The organism is Stutzerimonas chloritidismutans (assembly GCF_038562055.1).
In the GTDB taxonomy this organism is placed as follows: Bacteria; Pseudomonadota; Gammaproteobacteria; order Pseudomonadales; family Pseudomonadaceae; genus Stutzerimonas; species Stutzerimonas chloritidismutans_A.
This window is the reverse complement of the sequence record NZ_JBCFXD010000001.1, coordinates 118472-137922: the sequence shown is the minus strand read 5'-3', so window position 1 is coordinate 137922 and position 19451 is coordinate 118472. Positions and strand designations below refer to the sequence as shown.

The 19451-nt window shown below is 61.0% G+C and carries 19 protein-coding genes; 7 read left to right on the top strand and 12 right to left on the bottom strand.

Annotation, left to right across the window (positions count from 1 at the left end; translation table 11 throughout):
• Positions 1-142 precede the first annotated feature (142 nt).
• From mltB to lipB, 5 genes are all read left to right on the top strand, one after another.
• The gene (mltB, locus tag AAGW23_RS00660) at positions 143-1027 is read left to right on the top strand and encodes a lytic murein transglycosylase B (protein ID WP_425540804.1); all 885 of its coding nucleotides are present in this window, start codon (positions 143-145) and stop codon (positions 1025-1027) included.
• Positions 1024-2007 carry a septal ring lytic transglycosylase RlpA family protein gene (locus AAGW23_RS00655; RefSeq protein ID WP_342404404.1) on the top strand — a complete coding sequence of 328 codons (984 nt, stop codon included), beginning with the start codon at positions 1024-1026 and terminating at the stop codon, positions 2005-2007. The genes mltB and AAGW23_RS00655 overlap by 4 nt, the downstream gene beginning before the upstream one ends.
• Positions 2008-2079: 72 nt before the next feature.
• The gene (locus AAGW23_RS00650; protein ID WP_342404403.1) at positions 2080-3237 is read left to right on the top strand and encodes a D-alanyl-D-alanine carboxypeptidase family protein; all 1158 of its coding nucleotides are present in this window, start codon (positions 2080-2082) and stop codon (positions 3235-3237) included.
• 63 nt (positions 3238-3300) lie between these two features.
• The gene (locus tag AAGW23_RS00645; protein WP_102837471.1) at positions 3301-3585 is read left to right on the top strand and encodes a DUF493 domain-containing protein; all 285 of its coding nucleotides are present in this window, start codon (positions 3301-3303) and stop codon (positions 3583-3585) included.
• A gap of 62 nt (positions 3586-3647) precedes the next feature.
• Entirely contained in the window at positions 3648-4304 is a 657-nt protein-coding gene (lipB, locus tag AAGW23_RS00640; RefSeq protein ID WP_342404402.1) for a lipoyl(octanoyl) transferase LipB, read from the top strand.
• A 97-nt stretch (positions 4305-4401) separates the two neighbouring features.
• Here the strand turns inward: lipB and lipA are convergent, their stop codons facing one another.
• The 6 genes from lipA to leuS form a co-directional block, all read right to left on the bottom strand.
• A complete protein-coding gene (gene lipA / locus AAGW23_RS00635; protein WP_342404401.1) occupies positions 4402-5454 on the bottom strand; it encodes a lipoyl synthase in 1053 nt (350 codons plus the stop codon).
• 176 nt (positions 5455-5630) lie between these two features.
• Positions 5631-6932 (bottom strand): lytic murein transglycosylase, encoded by a 1302-nt coding sequence (locus AAGW23_RS00630; protein WP_342404400.1) that lies wholly within the window; start codon positions 6930-6932, stop codon positions 5631-5633.
• A gap of 60 nt (positions 6933-6992) precedes the next feature.
• On the bottom strand, positions 6993-7151 hold the full coding sequence (gene arfA, locus AAGW23_RS00625) for an alternative ribosome rescue factor ArfA (protein ID WP_342404399.1): 159 nt from the start codon (positions 7149-7151) through the stop codon (positions 6993-6995).
• A 154-nt stretch (positions 7152-7305) separates the two neighbouring features.
• Entirely contained in the window at positions 7306-8334 is a 1029-nt protein-coding gene (gene holA / locus AAGW23_RS00620) for a DNA polymerase III subunit delta (RefSeq protein ID WP_342404398.1), read from the bottom strand.
• Between the two features lie 40 nt (positions 8335-8374).
• Complete coding sequence (gene lptE / locus AAGW23_RS00615; RefSeq protein ID WP_342404397.1) at positions 8375-8980, bottom strand: LPS assembly lipoprotein LptE; 606 nt, start codon at positions 8978-8980, stop codon at positions 8375-8377.
• Positions 8981-9022: 42 nt separating this feature from the next.
• Positions 9023-11629 carry a leucine--tRNA ligase gene (gene leuS / locus AAGW23_RS00610; protein WP_342404396.1) on the bottom strand — a complete coding sequence of 869 codons (2607 nt, stop codon included), beginning with the start codon at positions 11627-11629 and terminating at the stop codon, positions 9023-9025.
• A 251-nt stretch (positions 11630-11880) separates the two neighbouring features.
• Between leuS and AAGW23_RS00605 the strand changes: the two genes are divergently transcribed.
• Both AAGW23_RS00605 and AAGW23_RS00600 read left to right on the top strand, forming a co-directional pair.
• On the top strand, positions 11881-12333 hold the full coding sequence (locus AAGW23_RS00605) for a hypothetical protein (RefSeq protein WP_178114563.1): 453 nt from the start codon (positions 11881-11883) through the stop codon (positions 12331-12333).
• 71 nt (positions 12334-12404) lie between these two features.
• Positions 12405-13178 carry a YdcF family protein gene (locus AAGW23_RS00600; protein ID WP_342404395.1) on the top strand — a complete coding sequence of 258 codons (774 nt, stop codon included), beginning with the start codon at positions 12405-12407 and terminating at the stop codon, positions 13176-13178.
• A 34-nt stretch (positions 13179-13212) separates the two neighbouring features.
• On the opposite strand, the gene lnt is transcribed toward AAGW23_RS00600, so the two are convergent.
• From lnt to AAGW23_RS00570, 6 genes are all read right to left on the bottom strand, one after another.
• On the bottom strand, positions 13213-14724 hold the full coding sequence (gene lnt, locus AAGW23_RS00595) for an apolipoprotein N-acyltransferase (protein WP_342404394.1): 1512 nt from the start codon (positions 14722-14724) through the stop codon (positions 13213-13215).
• A gap of 85 nt (positions 14725-14809) precedes the next feature.
• Positions 14810-15658 (bottom strand): HlyC/CorC family transporter, encoded by an 849-nt coding sequence (locus tag AAGW23_RS00590; RefSeq protein WP_342404392.1) that lies wholly within the window; start codon positions 15656-15658, stop codon positions 14810-14812.
• A gap of 39 nt (positions 15659-15697) precedes the next feature.
• Positions 15698-16165 carry an rRNA maturation RNase YbeY gene (ybeY, locus tag AAGW23_RS00585; protein ID WP_102837462.1) on the bottom strand — a complete coding sequence of 156 codons (468 nt, stop codon included), beginning with the start codon at positions 16163-16165 and terminating at the stop codon, positions 15698-15700.
• Positions 16158-17165 (bottom strand): PhoH family protein, encoded by a 1008-nt coding sequence (locus AAGW23_RS00580; protein WP_342404389.1) that lies wholly within the window; start codon positions 17163-17165, stop codon positions 16158-16160. Before AAGW23_RS00580 ends, ybeY begins: the two co-directional genes overlap by 8 nt.
• A gap of 135 nt (positions 17166-17300) precedes the next feature.
• On the bottom strand, positions 17301-18647 hold the full coding sequence (miaB, locus tag AAGW23_RS00575) for a tRNA (N6-isopentenyl adenosine(37)-C2)-methylthiotransferase MiaB (protein ID WP_342404388.1): 1347 nt from the start codon (positions 18645-18647) through the stop codon (positions 17301-17303).
• 157 nt (positions 18648-18804) lie between these two features.
• Positions 18805-19329 (bottom strand): tetratricopeptide repeat protein, encoded by a 525-nt coding sequence (locus AAGW23_RS00570; protein WP_102837459.1) that lies wholly within the window; start codon positions 19327-19329, stop codon positions 18805-18807.
• Positions 19330-19451: the final 122 nt, after the last annotated feature.

Genomic DNA, 19451 nt, shown 5'->3' with positions numbered 1-19451 from the left:
AGTGAATTTCTTGGATCGATTACGGCGTGGCTGGTTGACACGAGCGCTCTGCGGAGCGGGTCTTTTCGCGGCGTTCGGAAACTCTCCGGCGGTTTTTGCCGCCGATTATCAGGGCGAGAAGGTCGCCGATTTCGTGCGCGAGATGACTCAGGATTACGGGTTTGCCAGTGAGCAGGTAGCCGAAGTGCTGGCGCAGGCAGAGCGCAAGCAGGTGATCCTCGATGCCATCTCCCGACCGGCCGAGCGCGTCAAAGCGTGGAAAGAATATCGACCGATCTTCATGACCGATTCACGGATTGCCCAGGGTGTGGATTTCTGGCGCGAGAATGAGACGGCGCTGGCGCGTGCGGAGCAGGAATTCGGTGTGCCGGCACAGGTGATCGTCGCTATCATCGGCGTTGAAACCTTCTACGGTCGCAACACGGGCAGCTACCGGGTTATTGATGCTTTGTCGACTCTGGGCTTCGATTATCCGCCGCGCCAGCCATTCTTCCGCCAGCAGCTCAAAGAGTTCCTCTTGCTGGCCCGAGAAGAGCAAGTCGACCCTCTGACGCTGACCGGTTCCTACGCCGGTGCCATGGGGCTGCCACAATTCATGCCGAGCAGCTTTCGCGCCTATGCGGTGGACTTCGACGCAGACGGTCGTATCGATATCTGGAAGAACCCGGTCGATGCCATTGGCAGCGCCGCCAACTATTTCAAGCAGCACGGTTGGGCCGCCGGCGCGCCAGTGGTAGCGCGGGCTACGGTCAATGGTGAGCGACATGGCGAAGGTCTGACCGAAGGACTTGAGCCTGTGAAGAGTGCCGCGGAATTGCGCGAGCTGGGTTGGCAGTGGCCAGCCGAAACGAAGATGCCCGACGACACTGCGGTAACGGCCTTTCGCCTGGAGGGTGCCGATGGCGACGAGTACTGGGTCGGCTTGCCCAACTTCTATGTCATCACCCGTTATAACCGCAGCGTCATGTACGCCATGGCAGTCCATCAGCTCTCCGAGCAGCTGGTCCAGGCGCGGGGTGCGCAATGACCGGTCGTTTGCTGGCGGTAGCGGCCTTCGCTGTGCTGGTAGTCGGATGTTCGTCGGCGCCGACACCGTCGCCGGCCCCCGCGAAAAGCGCAGGCATCAGCGGGCCGGGTGACTACTCACGGCCGCACAAGGATGGCGCGCCCTGGTGGGATGTCGACGTTTCCAGCATTCCAGACGCAACGCCAACACCGCACAACGGCCCGTTCAAGGCCAATCCTTACACTGTGCTGGGCAAAACTTATTACCCGATTGGTGACGGACGCAATTATCGGGCGACCGGAACGGCATCCTGGTACGGCACCAAGTTTCATGGTCAGCCAACGGCCAACGGCGAAAAGTACGATCTGTATGGTATGAGTGCCGCGCATAAGACGCTGCCGCTACCCAGTTATGTTCGGGTCACCAACCTCGACAATGGCAAAGCCGTTGTGCTTCGAGTAAACGATCGCGGCCCGTTCTACTCGGATCGAATCATTGATCTGTCTTTTGCTGCAGCAAAAAAGCTGGGCTATGCCGAAACCGGGACCGCGCGGGTCAAGGTTGAAGGCATCGATCCGGAGCAGTGGTGGGCCGAGCGTGGCAGGCCGGCGCCGATGGTACTGGCCCAGCCTCAGAAGGCTGCAAAGCCCTCAGCTGCTGCACTGGCGCAACCTGTCGAACAATACACCCCGCCACCGGCGCAGCATGCTGGCGCAACCGTGCCAGTTGAGGTTGCCAATGACCGCGCGCGTAACGCATCTGGGGCGGGGGTCTACCTGCAGGTCGGCGCCTTCGCCAACCCCGACGCCGCACAGTTGCTGCGTGACAAGCTCAGCAGCATCACCGGCGCGCCGGTATTCGTGAGTTCGGTTGTCCATCAGCAGCAGATCTTGCACCGGGTACGCCTGGGGCCCATTGATTCCCCCGATGAAGCTGCGCAGCTCGAACAGAGCGTCCGCCTCGCCAATCTGGGAAGCCCACGGCGAGTAAGCGGCGATTGAAGCTGTTCCTCGTTGATTGATACACCACGCTGACCTGTATCGTTTTTGCCACACCACCTTTCTGAGAGCGCAATGACTATCACCACCTTCGTGCACCGGCTGTTCCTCCTAACCGTGCTGGCCGTAGCGCCCACCGCCTGGGCCGAGCCGATCATTCCGTCACCGCCACAGCTGGCGGCCAAATCCTACGTCCTGATGGACGCTGCCAGTGGCAAGGTTCTGGTCGAGAATGCCGGGGATGAGCGTCTGCCGCCCGCCAGCCTGACCAAGCTGATGACGGCTTACATTGCCACACTGGAAATCAAGAAGGGGCAGATCTCTGAAAGCGATATGGTAACCGTCAGCGAAAAAGCCTGGCGTACCGGCGGCTCGCGTATGTTTATCCAGGTCAACACACAGGTTTCGGTGGACGATCTGCTGCACGGCATCATTATCCAGTCCGGCAACGACGCCAGCGTGGCGATGGCTGAGCATATCGCCGGTAGCGAAGAGGCCTTCGCCGATCTCATGAACAGCACAGCGCAGCGGTTGGGCATGAGCAATACGCACTTCATGAATGCCACAGGGCTGCCTCACCCAGAGCATTATTCGTCGGCTGCCGACATGGCCAAGCTGGCTCGCGCGATCATCCATGAGGATCCCGCGCATTACGGCATCTATGCGCAAAAGGAGTTCTTCTGGAACAACATCAAGCAGCCCAACCGCAACCTTCTGCTGTGGCGTGACAAAACCGTCGACGGCCTGAAGACCGGCCACACTGAAGAGGCTGGCTACTGCCTGGTAGCTTCTGCAGTGCGTGATGACATGCGTCTGATCACCGCTGTCTTCGGCACCAACAGCGAGCAGGCGCGTGCCGCTGAAACGCAGAAGCTGCTGACCTATGGCTTCCGCTTCTTCGAGACCCGGACCTTTTACCAGAAGGGTGTCGAGTTGGCCACGTCCCGTGTCTGGAAGGGCCAGCAGGACCAGGTGAGCGCCGGGCTTGCAAGTGATCTGACCATGACCCTGCCGCGTGGGCAGATGGACAAGCTGCAGGCCGGCCTGAGCTTTAACCCCGAACTCACGGCGCCTATCCAGCAGGGTGATGTGGTTGGCAAGGTTGAGGTCAGTCTCGACGGCCAGGTGTTGCAAAGCACCGATCTGATTGCACTGCAGACCGTGGAAGAAGGTGGGCTCTTCAGTCGTCTGTGGGATAGCATTCAGCTGTTCTTCTTCAATCTCTTCAACTGACCTCTTGAGCGCGCCCTGGCTAACCGTCGGGGCGCGCCCTTTGCGGATCATGAGTCCGTTGCCATGACTGAAAGTAAAAGCGAAACACAGCCGCCAAAAATCGAATTTCCGTGCGAGCGTTATCCGATCAAGGTAATCGGCGATGCGGGCGAGGGCTTCAGCGACACGGTGGTCGAGGTGATCCGTCGACATGCGCCAGATTTCGACGAAACCACACTGGTGACCCGAGACAGTCGCAACGGGCGGTTTCTGTCCGTGCAGGTCTTGATCACCGCCACCAGCGTCGATCAGCTGCAGGCGATCCATGTCGATCTACGCGCTACCGGGCGCGTGCACATGGTGCTGTGATGAGCGGCGAGCCCGCCAATCCGGCCTTAGCTGTGAGCCCGGCTGTAGAGAATGCGCCAACGATGAGTGGCTCATCGCTGGTGGTGCGCGAGCTCGGCTTGGTGGACTATCGGATCGCCTGGCAAGCCATGCAGCTCTTTACCAACGAACGGCTTCCAGACACCGTTGATGAGATCTGGTCGCTCCAGCATCCGCGGGTGTTTACTCAGGGGCAGGCCGGCAAGCCGGAGCACTTGCTGCTACCAGGCGATATTCCTGTAGTTCAAGCCGATCGGGGCGGACAGGTGACCTATCATGGTCCTGGGCAGCTGGTGTGCTATTTGATGCTGGATGTCAGACGGCTGGGCTTCGGTGTGCGAGAGCTGGTCAGCCGGATCGAGCTTAGCTTGATCGATCTGCTGGCTAGCTACGGCGTAGACGCCTTGGCCAAGCCCGATGCGCCTGGCGTGTACGTTAATGGCGCCAAGATCGCCTCTCTCGGTCTGCGTATCCGTAACGGCCGCTCGTTCCACGGCCTGGCGCTCAATGTGGACATGGACCTCGAACCCTTCGGGCGCATCAACCCATGCGGTTATGCCGGGATGCGAATGACCCAGTTGGCGGATCTGGTCGCTGGGCCAATAGCCTTTGCCGAGGTCAGTGCTCGTATGCGCGAACAGCTGGTCAAGCACCTCGGCTACGCGCAGCAGCAAACCCTGACAGACGTAGCAATATGCTAGGTAGGGCGACTGCCAGCTTTTCCAGTGCCCAAGGGTTTGGCGGATAGGACGCCGCCTGCCCAGGCGCGTCGCCAGGAGCAGGCAGTGTCCGGTTCGATCAGTTCAGATTGAGGGTGGGTATCAGGGTGCTGTCGAATGGCTGACCGGGTACCGGCACCGGGGCGGCCAGGCCCAGGTTGTTCTTCTCGAAGACCCGGTCGGCTCGGTAGCTGGAGCGCACCAGTGGGCCGGCGGCGACTTCCATAAAGCCCTTCGCCAGACCGATATCGCGGAAGCGGTTGAATTCTTCCGGACTGACCCAGCGTTTGACCGGCAGGTGGTTTCGAGTTGGCTGCAGGTACTGGCCAAGGGTAAGGATGTCCACACCAATGGCTCGCAGGTCATCCATGGTCTGCAACACTTCCTCGTCGGTTTCGCCCAAGCCCAGCATCAGGCTGGTTTTGGTCAGCATCTCGGGGCGATGGCCCTTGGCGTGCTCCAGTACGCGCAGGGTCTTCTCGTAGCCGGCACGCGGGTCGCGAACTTCATGAGTCAGTCGTTCGACTGTCTCGACATTCTGTGCGAACACTTCAAGGCCCGAGTCTGCGACGCGTTCGATAGCTTGCAGGTCGCCGTCAAAGTCCGGCGTCAGGGCCTCCACGACCACCTGAGGTGTGCGCTCCTTGATCGCGCGGACGCAGGCGGCGTAATGTGCGGCGCCGCCGTCGTCCAGATCGTCGCGGTCCACCGACGTCAGCACGATATAGCGCAGCGCCATCAGCTCTACCGACTTAGCGGTGTTCTGAGGCTCTTCCTGATCCAGCCAGCCGTTAGGATTTCCGGTGTCTACCGCGCAGAAGCGGCATGCGCGGGTGCACACCGAGCCCATCAGCATGATGGTGGCAGTACCGTTAGACCAGCATTCGCCCATATTCGGGCAGTGGGATTCCTGGCATACGGTGCTCAGACGGTGTTCGCCGACATTGCGCTTGACCGCTTCAAAGCGACTACCGCTTGGTGCCTTAACCCGCAGCCATTTGGGTTTGGGTTCGAAGACTTGGGGCTCGCTTGAGGCGCGCCGCTTCTGGCCGTCCTTGATTGCGGTGATGCCCTGGGTGGTGCGGAATTTTTCGCCGCTGGCAATGGCCTTGGGTTGGGAGGTGTCGGACATCGGCTTTCTGGGCTCCGCTAGAGGCTCCGTGGACGAGGCGGCTTGTGGCCGGTGCGCAGTTTATCACAGGCACTGACCGTTCAGTCGCGTCAGACAAGCCGTGCGGTTGCTATGTGATTTGCCGCTGACTGGGGCAGATAGGGGAAAACGATGGCCGAATAATTCAGCCATGTTCGCTAAGGTTCCGCGCGCAGCCGTCCCAGCAATTCCTGCGTCGGATGGCCATCGGCGGGCCACCCCAGCAGTTGCTGAAAATCACGGATAGCACTGCGGGTATTGGCGCCAATGATGCCGTCCGGTCTGCCTGGGTCAAAGCCATGCTTCGTCAGGCGTTCCTGCAGTTCGACACGCTCGGAGCGGCTCAGTGGCTGCTCACCTTTTGGCCAGCTTGCACGCACCCGGCCGGCACCGTTGAAGCGCTCGGACAGCAACCCGATCGCCAGCGCATAGGACGAGGAGTTGTTGTAGCGCAGAATGGCTCGGAAATTATCTAGCACCAGGAACGCCGGTCCGCGATAGCCCGCGGGGAGCAACAGCGTAGCTGTTGCCTCATCCATATCAGTGCCGGGCGGTAGTCCGGTCAATCCGAGCTGGCGCCAGACGGCTACCGTTTTGCGGATGGCGTTGTCAGCCTGCGCATAGTCGAACCCGTCCGGCAGCTTGACCTCAAAGCCCCACGGTTGCCCGGCATTCCAGCCAGACGCCTGCAGGTAGTGTGCAGCCGATGCCAGCGCGTCGGCAGAGCTGCTCCAGATGTTCCGGCTGCCGTCGCCATCGAAATCTACGGCATGAGTATTGTAGGTGGTTGGAACGAACTGGGTTTGTCCCATCGCGCCGGCCCAGGAACCACGTAGCTGATCGGCGCTCACATCGCCATGCTCGAGGATTTCCAGCGCTGCCAGCAACTGGCTTTTGGCAAAACCTGGGCGTCTCCCCTCGTGTGCCAAAGTTGCGAGCGAGCGGATGACGCTCTTGTCACCCATGATCTGTCCGTAGCTGCTTTCCAGACCCCAGATGGCCACCAGCGTATTCCGGTCCACACCGTAGCGCGCCTCAATGTCGTCCAGCGTCGCTTGATGCTGAGCTAGAAGGCGCTGCCCGCGCTCGACGCGCTGCTTTGAGAGCGCCCCGTCCAGATATTGCCAGACCGGGCGACTGAATTCGGGCTGGCTGCGATCAGCGATGATGATGCTCGGATCAGGCGTGACACCTGCAAAGGCGCAGTCGAAAACCTGCGCTGAGACACCCGCTTGAAGGGCCTCGCTGCGAAAGGTGTCGCGCCATTCGGCGAAACTCAGTTGAGCGGGCTCGGCGTCGGGTGGCACCACTTTGGATTCGGCAGTGCTCTGGACCGGCTGGCTAGTCGCGGCCAGAGCGGTCGGTGCGGCCGGTTCTGCGGCGCAGGCGACCATTATGCTCAGGGCTGATCCGGCAACCAGAGTTCGCAGCAGCAGGACGGGGACGAAGGTGTAAAGCATGCACCACTCTCGGCAGGTCATCGGCAGGTGACATTATCACGCTTTGGCGGGCTTGGCTTTTCAAGCCGCCAGAAGGACCGAAGCCTCCCAGTTGTTGGACTGGGAGGCTTCGCGGCGGTAGCTGCCTTTGCCTTTCTTCGGCTGTTCCTGGCGACAGCGGAACAGGGGTTGCGCTGCCAGGCTTTTGGCCTTGTTCGGCCGCTTTCGTTGCTTGCTCATCACGTACCCTCTTGCTTGCTTGCTCATGATCAGGCGAGGGCATCATAGGGTTTGTATAAAAAATGTCCAGCACCTGCTGGAGACTGACAAGTCTGGAGCGCTGATTCAACTCGCGAGAATCAGGCGACCGATGCCAGCACTGCTTCGAATCGTCCTACAACCGGATCTGGCGTCCACACAGCTGTAGGCACAGATCAGTCAATCCGACCCAAGGATCGCCTGCGGCCTGGCCTTTGATCTGTTCGTCAATCTGTTGCGCGTTCATCAGCAGGCGTTGCCAGCCCGCTGCATCGTGTCGTTGAAGCGCTTTGCTGACCAGAGGTTTGCGCTTATCCCATACAGGCGGTCGAGCCTGGCTGAACGCACGGTCTAGCGGTACGCCCTGAGCGTACTGATGGGCAATGTTGGCCAGCTGGCGGACTTCGCGCGCGACGGCCCAGAGGATCACCGGCGCCTCCACGCCTTCTGCGCGCAAGCCAGCAAGCATCTGCAGAATGTGCTCCGGCTGACCAAGCAGCGCGGCATCGATCAGCCCAAAGACGTCGTAGCGGGCGCTGTCGGCCACGGCAGCCTGCACGGTTTCGGTGGTTACCTGGCCGCCCTCGGCGAGCAGTTTTAGCTTTTCGATTTCCTGCGCGGCGGCCAACAGATTGCCTTCGACGCGGGCTGCGATCAGTTCTACGGCTTCCTGGTCTGCGGCAAGACCGGCCTGTGCCAGGCGCTGGCGGATCCACTGTGGCAGCTGTTGCGTATCCACCGGCCAGATCTGCAGAAACTGCACCTGTTTGCCATCAATCAGCGCCTTGGCCCATTTGGTCTTTTGGGTGTTGCCGTCGAGCTTGGGCAGACTGATCAGCAGCACGGTGTCTTCTGCAGGGCGGGCAAGGTAGTCAATCAGGGCTGCGGCGCCTTTGTCGCCGGGTTTGCCATTGGGAATGCGCAGCTCCAGGAGGCGCCTTTCCGCAAACAGGGAGAGGCTGGCCCCGGCTTCGATGAGCTGGCCCCAGTCGAAACCGGCCTCGACGTTGAGTACCTGGCGCTCGCTGAAGTCCTGTTGGCGGCAGGCCGCACGGATGGCGTCGCTGGCTTCCTGGCAGAGCAGGTGCTCGTCGCCGCTGACCACATAGACCGGCGCTAGGGGGCCTTGCAGGTGCTTGGCAAGCTGGGCGGGAGGTAACTTCATCGAAAGGATCGGGAGCCTGCGTCAGCAGGCTCCCCGGTCTTCATTGCAGCGGCAGTTCGATGGGCGACTGCAAAGGTTGTGCAGACTGCTCGCGCATCTGTGCCTCGATCGCCTCGGCTTCGGCACGCTTCTTCGCTTCTGCGGTCTGCTGCAGCTGGTCGAGCTGTGCCGGTGTGATGTTGCGTAGGCGCATGCTCAGCTGCTGCAGGAGTTCGCGGCGCATTTCCCGGCGCAGCTGGCTGGCTTCCTGGTCCGAACTGATCAGGTTGCTGCTGTCGTGGACATACACCTTGGACACTTCGACCTGGTCTTCCAGCAGTACAGTGTTCTGCGGCCCACGGATTTCATAGTCGAGAATCTGAGTCAGTTCGTACTCGGCAGTGCGTGCTGCGGTCGTATAGCTGGCGGTGCGTTGACGGGTCTGCTCACGCACCAGATCAAGGGTGTAGCGAGCACCTGGATAAACCCTGACGCCGCTGTTCTTGAGCAACTCTTCAAGCTGCTGCACGGTTTCGCCGTAGCTGTTGCGGGCTTGCAGATTGACCTCATCGAGCGCGAAGTTGGTATCGCCCGTTCCCCGCAGCTGGAAGCCGCAGGCGCTCAACAGTAGCGCCAGACCAACCACCAACAGATTGCGTTTGATCATGTTGTTTCCCCTTGCCAGCCTTGGCGCGTGCGCCAAGGCGAATCAGTTAGCGACGATATTGACCAGCTTGCCCGGTACCACGATGACCTTTCGGATCGTCAGGCCTTCAGTGAAGCGCACAACGTTCTCGTTGGCGCGGGCAGTGGCTTCGACCTCTTCACGAGTGGCGCTCGCGGACACTTCGATTTGTCCGCGCAGCTTGCCGTTGACTTGCACCACCAGCGTCAGGCTGTCCTGAACCAGGGCAGTCTCGTCGACCGACGGCCATTGTGCATCGATGATCGAGCCACTCTGACCCAGCTGCTGCCAGAGCTCATGACAGATATGCGGCGTAATAGGCGCCAGCAGCAGAGCAACAGTTTCGAGACCTTCTTGAAGGAGCGCGCGGTCCTGCTCAGTACCAGTGGCTGCCTTTTCCAACACGTTCATCAGCGTCATCACCTGGGCAATGGCGGTGTTGAATTTGTGGTGCTGGCCGACGTCCTGACTGGCCTGCTTGATCGCCAGGTGAATCGCGCGGCGTACGGCCTTTTGCTCATCGCCGAGGTTGGAGATGTCCCATTGGGCAACAGCGCCAGCGCTGACGTGTGCATGGGCCAGGCGCCAGACGCGGCGCAGGAAGCGACTGGCACCCTCGACGCCGGAGTCGGACCACTCCAGGCTCATGTCAGGCGGCGAGGCGAACATCATGAACAGGCGGCAGGTGTCGGCGCCGTAGCTGTCGATCATGGCCTGCGGGTCGACACCATTGTTCTTCGACTTCGACATCTTCTCAGTGCCGCCGATTTCTACCGGCAGACCATCACTGGCGAGCTTGGCGCCGATGACCTTGGCCTTGGCGTCGCGCTCGACGATGACGTCGGCCGGGTTGAACCAGTCCTTGCCGCCATTTTCCAGGGTGCGGTAGTAGGTGTCCGCGATGACCATGCCCTGCGTGAGAAGATTCTTGAACGGCTCGTTGGAACTGACCAGCCCCTCGTCACGCATCAGCTTGTGGAAGAATCGCGCGTAGAGCAGGTGCAGGATCGCGTGCTCTATGCCGCCGATGTACTGGTCTACCGGCAGCCAATGGTTGGCTGCGGCAGGATCGACCATGCCCTGGTCATAATGCGGCGAGGCATAGCGAGCAAAGTACCAGGACGATTCGACAAAGGTGTCCATCGTGTCGGTTTCGCGTTTGGCTGCGGCACCGCATTTCGGGCAGCTGCAGTCGTAGAACTCTGGCATGCGCGCCAGCGGTGAACCGGCGCCATCGGGCACGACGTCTTCTGGCAGGACTACTGGAAGCTGGTCTTCCGGTACCGGTACGTCACCGCAGCTCTGGCAGTGAATGATCGGGATCGGGCAGCCCCAGTAACGCTGGCGGCTGATGCCCCAGTCGCGCAGGCGGAACTGAGTTCGGGCCTGGCCCAAGCCTTTGCGCTGCAGCGCGGCTTCCATGGCGTCGAACGCACCGTCGAAGTCCAGGCCACTGAATTCGCCGGAATTGATCAGCTCGCCATGCTCTCCGTAGGCGTCGTTCCAAGGTGCAGGCGTCTCGTCTCCTGCGCTGGTGCGCACTACAGGTTTAATCGGCAGGTCGTACTTGGTCGCAAAGGCAAAGTCGCGTTCGTCATGAGCCGGAACGGCCATCACTGCGCCTTCGCCGTAGTTCATCAGCACGTAGTTGGCGACCCACACCGGCAGCAGCTCGCCAGTGAGTGGGTGCTGTACCTTCAATGCTGTGGCAAGGCCTTTCTTTTCCTGGGTGGCGATGTCGGCTTCAGCGACGCCGCCGCGCTTGCATTCATCAATGAACGCCAGCAGTTCAGGATCGTTTTGAGCCGCCAGGGTGGCCAGCGGATGCTCGGCAGCCACCGCGACATAGGTGGCGCCCATCAGCGTGTCGGGGCGGGTGGTGAAGACCTTCATCACGCCTTCGCTACCGATGCTGGCGATGTCGTAAGGAAAGCTGATCTCCATCCCGCGCGACTTGCCGATCCAGTTGCGCTGCATGGTCTTGACCTGTTCGGGCCAGCCATCCAGCTCGTCCAGGCTCTCCAGGAGCTCATCCGCGTAGGCGGTGATCTTGAAGTAATACATGGGGATTTCGCGCTTTTCGATCAGCGCGCCAGAGCGCCAGCCGCGACCGTCAATGACCTGCTCGTTGGCCAGTACGGTCTGGTCAACCGGATCCCAGTTGACGGTGCCGTTCTTGCGGTAGATCACACCTTTTTCATACAGTCGGGTGAACAGCCACTGCTCCCAGCGGTAGTAGTCCGGCTTGCAAGTCGTGACTTCACGTGTCCAGTCGACTGCCAGTCCCAGGCTTTTTAGCTGGGTGCGCATGTAGTCGATGTTTTCATAGGTCCACTTGGCCGGCGCAACTTTATTCTTCATCGCCGCGTTTTCCGCCGGCATGCCGAACGCGTCCCAGCCCATGGGCTGCAGAACGTTCTTGCCCTGCATACGCTGGTAGCGGGCAATCACATCGCCAATGGTGTAGTTGCGCACATGCCCCATGTGCAGCTTGCCGCTGGGGTAGGGGAACATCGACAGGCAATAGAAAGTGTCCTTGCCTGGCTGTTCGCTTACTTCAAAGGATTTCTGCGTATCCCAGTGGGACTGCGCGGCGGCTTCGATTTCGCGGGGCTGATACTGTTCGTGCATGGCTACTGGCGTTGGAAAGGGGGCTGGCTGTTCGCATGGCCGCTCGGGCTGTCGCATGGCTGGCTCTAGGCCTGGCACAGCGGCGGCGCAACGGGATACGAACGCATGGAAGCGCCGTAGCATACATGACCCTTCGCAACCGAGGGAAACCCGATTTGCCAGCGCTGAGCGCCCCGTTTGTCGCGCGTGAGGTGGATGTTCGAGTCTGAACTACGCTTGTAAAGGGGGGCGGGACGAACACGAGGTGAATCATGGGTAAAGAACGTCAGGCGGATGAGGGCAATCTCTACGGACGCGTGCTGCAGCGGCTGACACTGGCCTTGGAAGAAGCCGAACGAAGAACGGGTGATGAAACTGGCGCTACGGCCGAATTGGAGGTCGGTGGGTTGACGCCTGCGGAGTTCGATCTGATCCGTGCGTACCTGCAGCAGGATTCGCAATGGTTGTCCGGTTGGCACGCCGCTGCCGAAGAGCAGGCGCAGCTGGATCGTCAGGCGACCCGCCCAGCGTTGCGCAATGTGTTGCGGCAGCACTCGAGCAAACACTGCAAGCAGAGCCCGCCTGCGCTGCGGCAATCGATGGTCTGCGCGCTCTGTGGCACCAGCGTGCATTGGCCAGAGGGCGCCGGCGCGGTCGCTTGCTCGGCTTGCGGTTCGCAGTTGCTTCGTGCTCGGCAACGGTTGCATACCTACCCAAAGCACTGACGGCGACCGTGCTGCCGACAAGCGGGCGCCTTGGCAGGTAAAGTGGCAGCGGCCGATGACCGGAGCTGCACATGCCAATACGCTATTTCTTTAAACAGTTACTGCTGCCGCCCGGTGGGCTGCTTTTGTTATTGCTCGCGGCCTGGTGGCTGCGGCGTCGCTCACCACGGCTGGCAGCGTTCTGTTTCATGCTGGGGTTCGGCGGGCTGTGGCTGATGAGCCTGCCGGTGACGGTTGAGTGGGCAGCACGAGCGATCGAAAGCGAAGTGGCGCTGAATCGTTCGGAATGGAGCAGCCTCGGGAAGCGTGCACAGGCGATTGTCGTGCTGGGCGCCGGCCGAGAACAGGCGGACCCGGCGTGGGGTTCCGATCAACCCAGCCATATTGCCCTAGAGCGACTGCGTTATGCCTCGCGGTTGGCGAAGGCGTCGGGTTTGCCGATCCTGGCGAGCGGTGGGCTGCACTATGGCGAGCCACCGAGCGAAGCGCAGTTGGCGGCCGAGGCGCTGGAGCGCGATTTCGATACACCAACTCAGTGGCTCGAGCAGCGCAGCCGAACCACCTGGGAGAATGCGCGCTATAGCGCGGAAATGCTCAAGGCGGCGGGAATCAAACGCATCGTGCTGGTGACGTCCGCGTCGCACATGCCGCGGTCGCGCTGGTGTTTCGAGGAGGTGGGGCTGGAGGTGATTGCCGCCCCGGTAGGCTTCCTGGGGGTTGCCAACGGACGACCCTTTGGCGGCTGGCTGCCCGAGGCGAAGCCCGTCTGGCAGAACGGCATGCTGCTCAACGAAGCAGTCGGCATGCTGATCTACCCGCTGCTTTATGACGGCGCCTCTGGGTAGAGGCGCGTACCGCGCCGGTGGGTCGCTGTGAGTCTCAGCCTCGCCGACGTCGCACCAGGCCCCAGCCGAGCAGCAGCGCACAGATGGCGATCAGGGGCCAGGAGCGCCATTGCAGATAAGGCGTCAATCCCTGCATGGGCGTGACCTCGCCGTATAGCACCGCTTCCTGAAAAGCCGGGATTTGCTCGACGATCCGACCGTGTGGGTCGATCAGCACCGTGACGCCATTGTTAGTGGCGCGAATCATCCAGCGACCGGCTTCAAGGGCTCGCATCTGTGCCATCTGCAGATGTTGCAGCGGGCCGATGGAGTGGCCGAACCAGGCGTCGTTGCTGACCGTGAGCAGGATGTCGCTCTGCGCCGCGAGGCCGGCGGCAAACTCGGGATAGACGACTTCGTAGCAAATGAACGGGGCGATCTGAAAGCCCTTCGCCTGGAGCAGTGGTTGCTCGGGTGAACCGCGGGCGAAGTCCGACATGGGTAGATCGAAAAAGGCGATGAGGCCACGCAACAGATCTTGCAGCGGCACGTATTCACCGAACGGCACCAGCTTCTGCTTCAAGTAGGTGCCTTGCGCGTCGCCTGTCGTGGTCAGGCCGTTGTAGTAGCGCAGATCCCCGTTGGCATTGGGCTGGCGTACCGGGACGCCGGTGATCAGGGCTGACTGCCGGTCCTGGGCGAAGCGGTTCATCATCGTCAGGTAGCCTTCAGCGTGCTCCTTGAGAATAGGCACCGCCGTTTCTGGCCAGACGATGAGGTCCGCGGGCTTGCTGCGGAAGGTCATGTCGCGGTAGAGCAGCAGCTGCATTTCGAGCTTTTTCGGGTCCCACTTGATGCTTTGCGCAACATTGCCCTGCAGTGCGGCGACGGTAATCGGTTCGGCTTTTGCGGAGGTCCAGGCGTGTTTGCCGAAGGCCAGTGCGCCGCCCCAGAAGGCGACCAGCAGTATCAGGGCGCCACTCAGCGATGCCTTGTGGCGAAGGAGTTGCTGCAGCTCGACAAGCAGCGTGGCAGTCAGCGCGAGCGCAAAGGTCAGCAGCCAGACGCCGCCGACAGGCGCGAGCCCGGCCAAGGGGCCGTCCAGTTGGCTGTAACCGGCGTAAAGCCAGGGGAAGCCTGTCAGTACCCAGCCGCGCAGGGCGTCCAGGGCGAGCCAAAGTGCGGCGAACAGCAGGGCGTTGAGCAGTGGCGCCGCCGTTTGCCGTAACCAGCGGGCCCAGGCCCAGCCCAGCAGCATGAAGAACAGCGCCAAACCGGCCACGAAGCCCAGTGTCAACGCGCCGGCCAGCACCGGCGGCGCCGAGCCGAAGTCGTGAATGCTGACGTAAACCCAGCTGACGCCCGAGGCGAACAGGCCGAAGCCGTAGCACCAGCCGCGGCCAGCCGCCTGTTTTGGCGTCAGCTCGCGCAGGCCAAGATAAATCACACCCATCGACACCAAGGCCAGCGGCCAGACATCGAATGGGGCGAGCGACAGGGTGGTCAGGGCGCCGGCGGCGAGCGCCAGCAGGTTGCCGAGCCAGCCGGGGCGGGTAATCCAGCGCATGGATGTTCCTTGGATAGCCGCCGCAAGCGCGAACGGCTTGCGGCGGGTGAATGCTAAAACGAGCTCATAAGTCAGCGCAGCAGCGCTAGCGATTTTCCACTTCGGTACGGGTCAGACGCAGCATGTGTACGCGGCGACTGTCGGCATTCAGCACGCGGAAACGGAAGCCATTTATCTCTGTCACCTCGTTACGCTTGGGCAGGTGACCAAAGGTGCTCATCACCAAGCCTGCGACGGTGTCGAATTCTTCGTCGGGGAACTCGCTCTGGAAGAACTCGTTGAAGCTGTCGATGGGCGTCAGCGCCTTGACTAGAAAATCGCCGCTCGGCAGCGGCCGGATGTAGCTGTCTTCTTCGATGTCATGCTCGTCTTCGATGTCGCCAACGATCTGTTCGAGCACGTCCTCGATGGTAACCAGCCCGGCTACGCCGCCGTATTCGTCGATGACGATCGCCATATGGCTGTGGTTGGCGCGGAACTCGCGCAGCAGCACGTTGAGGCGTTTGGACTCGGGCACGAAAGTGGCGGGGCGCAGCAGGTCCTTGATGTCGAAACTCTGCTGATCGCCCTGCAGGATCAGCGGCAGCAAGTCCTTGGCCAGCAACACGCCAATCACTTCGTCAAGGCTGTCACCGACCACCGGATAGCGCGAGTGCGCTGCGGAAATGATCGCTGGGAGAAACTCCTTTGGCGACTGGTCGGCCCGGATGCTCATCACCTGCGAGCGCGGCACCATGATGTCTCGCACTTGCAGGTCGGCGACCTGAATGGCGCCCTCGACAATCGCCAGGGCTTCGTTGTCGAGCAGTTTGTTCTGGTGGGCGCCGCGCAATACTTCCAGCAGCTCCTCACGGTTTTTCGGCTCATGGGCAAAAGCCTGGCTGATTTTCCCAAACCAGGACTTTTGCCTGTTGCTCGATCGGTCTTCGCTCATGTCTTTGACTCAATGGTCCTTGCAGTTGCCCGTCGCGGGCTATTCGTCGGCATAGGGGTCAGCATGACCCAATTCGGCCAGCAATTGACGCTCGAGGCTTTCCATCTCCTCTGCCTCTTCGTCGTCGATGTGATCGTAGCCCAGCAGATGCAGACAGCCATGTATCACCAGATGCGCCCAGTGCGCCTGCGGCGGTTTGCCCTGCTCGGAGGCCTCGCGCTCGACCACTGGTACGCAAATCACCAGATCGCCAAGCAGCGGGATATCCAAAAGCGGAATGCCGTCCGGTCCGTCAGGCACATCAGCCGGGAAGGACAGTACGTTGGTGGCGTAATCCTTCTGCCGCCAGGTGCGATTGAGTTCGCGCCCTTCGGCTTCATCAACCAGGCGGATGGTCAGCTCGGAGTCGCCCTTGCGTTGGCGTAGCGCCAGCTCGCACCAGCGGTGAAGGTCGGCTTCCTCCGGAACGGCGCCGTCAGTTGCAATCTGCAGGTCGAGCTCAATCACCTTGGCTATCCTGCGACATGCGCTTGCCGGCCTGAGCCTGATTGCCCTCGAAGGCCTCGTACGCCTCGACGATGCGCTGCACCAATGGGTGACGCACGACGTCCTTCGGTTTGAAGTGCGTGAAGCTGATGCCGTTGACGTCCTTCAGCACTTCGATCACGTGGGCCAGGCCGCTCTTGGTGCCGCGAGGCAGGTCGACCTGGGTGATATCGCCGGTGATCACCGCTGTGGAACCGAAGCCGATTCGGGTCAGAAACATTTTCATTTGTTCGAGCGTGGTGTTCTGGCTTTCGTCGAGGATGATGAAGCTGTTGTTCAGCGTGCGTCCGCGCATGTAGGCCAGAGGCGCAATTTCGATAACCTGTTTCTCGATGAGCCTGGCGACCTGCTCAAAGCCGAGCATCTCGTACAGCGCGTCGTACAAGGGGCGCAAGTAAGGGTCGATCTTCTGAGCCAGATCGCCTGGGAGGAAGCCCAGCTTTTCACCTGCTTCGACTGCCGGGCGTACCAGCAGGATGCGACGAATCTGCTCGCGCTCCAGCGCGTCGACAGCGCAGGCCACCGCCAGATAAGTCTTGCCCGTACCGGCTGGGCCGATGCCGAAGTTGATGTCGTTGTCGAGGATCGACTGCACGTAACGTTGCTGATTGACGCCGCGTGGGCGGATATTGCCCTTGCGGGTGCGCAACGAAATGTTCGGCGTCGTGGATGAGTTGTTCAGCTCTTCCATTGCCGACTCTTGCAGGAACAGGTGAACCGTGTCCGGCGAGAGTTCAATGCTCTTGGTCTCGCGGTACAGGCGTCGCAGGAGGTGCTCTGCCGCCTGGGCCACATCGGCTGGGCCGACCAGCTCGAACTGATTGCCGCGGTTGCGGATTTCTAGATCGAGACGCTGCTCAATGAGGCGCAGATGCTCGTCGAACTGGCCGCAGAGATTGGCGAAACGATTGGCGTCAAAGGGTTCGAGGGTGAAACGATGAGGTTCTATGGGGGCGTTCAAGGGCTTTTAAGTGACCTGCTTTGCAAATAGGTTGGGTGAGAATAGCGCCGCGCGAGAAAAAAAGCAGCGCGCACCGGTCGTGACGACCCGTGGCAAAAACGCAGCTGAAGCGATCCGCTATCAGCCGCGGTGATGCTATGCCGAGCGATCTACCGGCTCTAGCAGCGTGCCACGCAATGAGTGCGGCAGCGCGTCATCGATGAGCACATCGACAAACTGGCCAATCAACCGTGGATTGTCGCAACGGAAATTGACGATCCGATTATGCTCGGTACGGCCCTGTAGCATGCCCGGGTCTTTCTTGGAGTAGTCGGTGACGAGAATGCGCTGCTGCGTGCCGGCCATCTTTCGGCTGTTCTCGAAACCCTGCTGGTTGATCCGTTGCTGCAGGATCGCCAGACGCTGTTTCTTCACATCCTCCGGAGTCTCGTCGACCAGATCCGCCGCCGGCGTGCCGGGCCGCGAGCTGTAGACGAAGGAATAGGAGAAGTCGAAGCCAACGTCTTCAATCAGCTTCATGGTCTGTTCGAAGTCCTTCTCGGTTTCCCCTGGGAAGCCGACGATGAAGTCAGAACTGATCAGAATATCCGGCACAGCGGCCTTGAGCTTGCGGATCCGGGACTTGTATTCCAACGCTGTGTGGTTGCGCTTCATTCCAGCCAGCACGCGATCCGAACCCGATTGAACCGGCAGGTGCAGATACTTCACCAGTTCTGGCACTTCGGCGTGTGCCTGAATCAGCGCATCGGAGAACTCCAGAGGATGACTGGTGGTGTAGCGGATACGGTCGATGCCATCAACTGCCGCGACCACGCGAATCAGTTCGGCCAAGTCGGCGGTGCGGCCGTCATGGGTGGCGCCGCGGTAACCGTTGACGTTCTGCCCGAGCAGGGTGACTTCCCGGACACCGTTTTCAGCCAAATGGATGACTTCGGCGAGCACATCGTCGAACGGTCGGCTGACTTCCTCGCCGCGAGTGTATGGCACGACACAGAAGGTGCAGTACTTGCTGCAGCCTTCCATGACCGAAACAAACGCGGTCGGGCCGTCGACGCGGGGCTCTGGCAAGCGGTCAAATTTTTCGATTTCGGGAAATGAAATGTCGACCTGCGGTTTCTTCGTCGTGCGCGCGGCATCGATCATTTCCGGTAATCGGTGCAGGGTCTGCGGGCCGAACACCACGTCGACGTATGGGGCGCGGTCACGGATTGCCGCGCCTTCCTGGCTGGCGACGCAGCCACCGACACCAATCACCAGCTGCGGATTTTCAAGCTTGAGCTCCCGCCAGCGACCCAGCTGGGAGAACACTTTCTCCTGTGCCTTTTCGCGAATCGAGCAGGTGTTGAGCAGGATCACGTCGGCTTCCGCCGGGTTTGCGGTGATCTCCAAGGGCTGCTGCTCACCCAGCAGGTCCACCATGCGCGAGCTGTCGTACTCGTTCATCTGGCAGCCGTGGGTTTCGATATAGAGCTTGCGGGTCATGTCTCGGGCCGGCGTTGTGCAAAAAATGACCGGCGATTATACGGCGAGGGCGTGGGCGATAAAAGTGAAAGCACTACGGCAGGCGACGAGCTCAAGCGAAAGCAGCAGATACGGCGGCGCGAGGCGGCAGGTCGCAAGGGGTATTGCTCGCTACGTGTTACTCGCCTGCCGTCTGCAACTCCATCAGATAGTCACGAAATATCTGCCCAAGGACCTGGGTCGCGATTTCGTGCTCTTCGCGGCCCATCTGCGCCGAGACGCGGTCAGCGGTATCCAGCGCCTCTTCTTCGCCATTGACCGCCGACATCTTCAACACCACGTAAGCCTGGACGTTGTTGGCTGGCACACCTTCGCCGCGAAAGAACATTACGCCGAGTCGGTGCTGGGCCAGCGCGTGGCCCTTCAGCGACGCCTGCTCGAACCAGTGAAGTGCTTTGGCCAGATCACGTGGCGCGCGCCGACCGTTGTAGTAATAGTCACCGAGCTCATAGGCTGCCTGCAGGTCGCCCTGGCTGGCTGCGTGCTCGCAAGCACGCAGCGCTTCGTTCATCGCTTCCGGTACGGTGTTCAGCGCGCAGCGGGACGTGGCGGGGATCAGCAGCGAGTTGCCGCCCGCCATGCCCAGCAGGGGTGTGAGTAGCAGCAGGCAGCCAAGAGCGAGGCTGCGGCCGGTGCAAGTCATGAATCAAGGCGCCTCGAAGATCAGGGCGGTGACTGAAAAGTCCGGCGTGAAACGAGCCGACTGTCACATTATGGATAACCAGTGCCCTGCTTACAAAGGCTTTAACGGCAGGCACTCGGCTT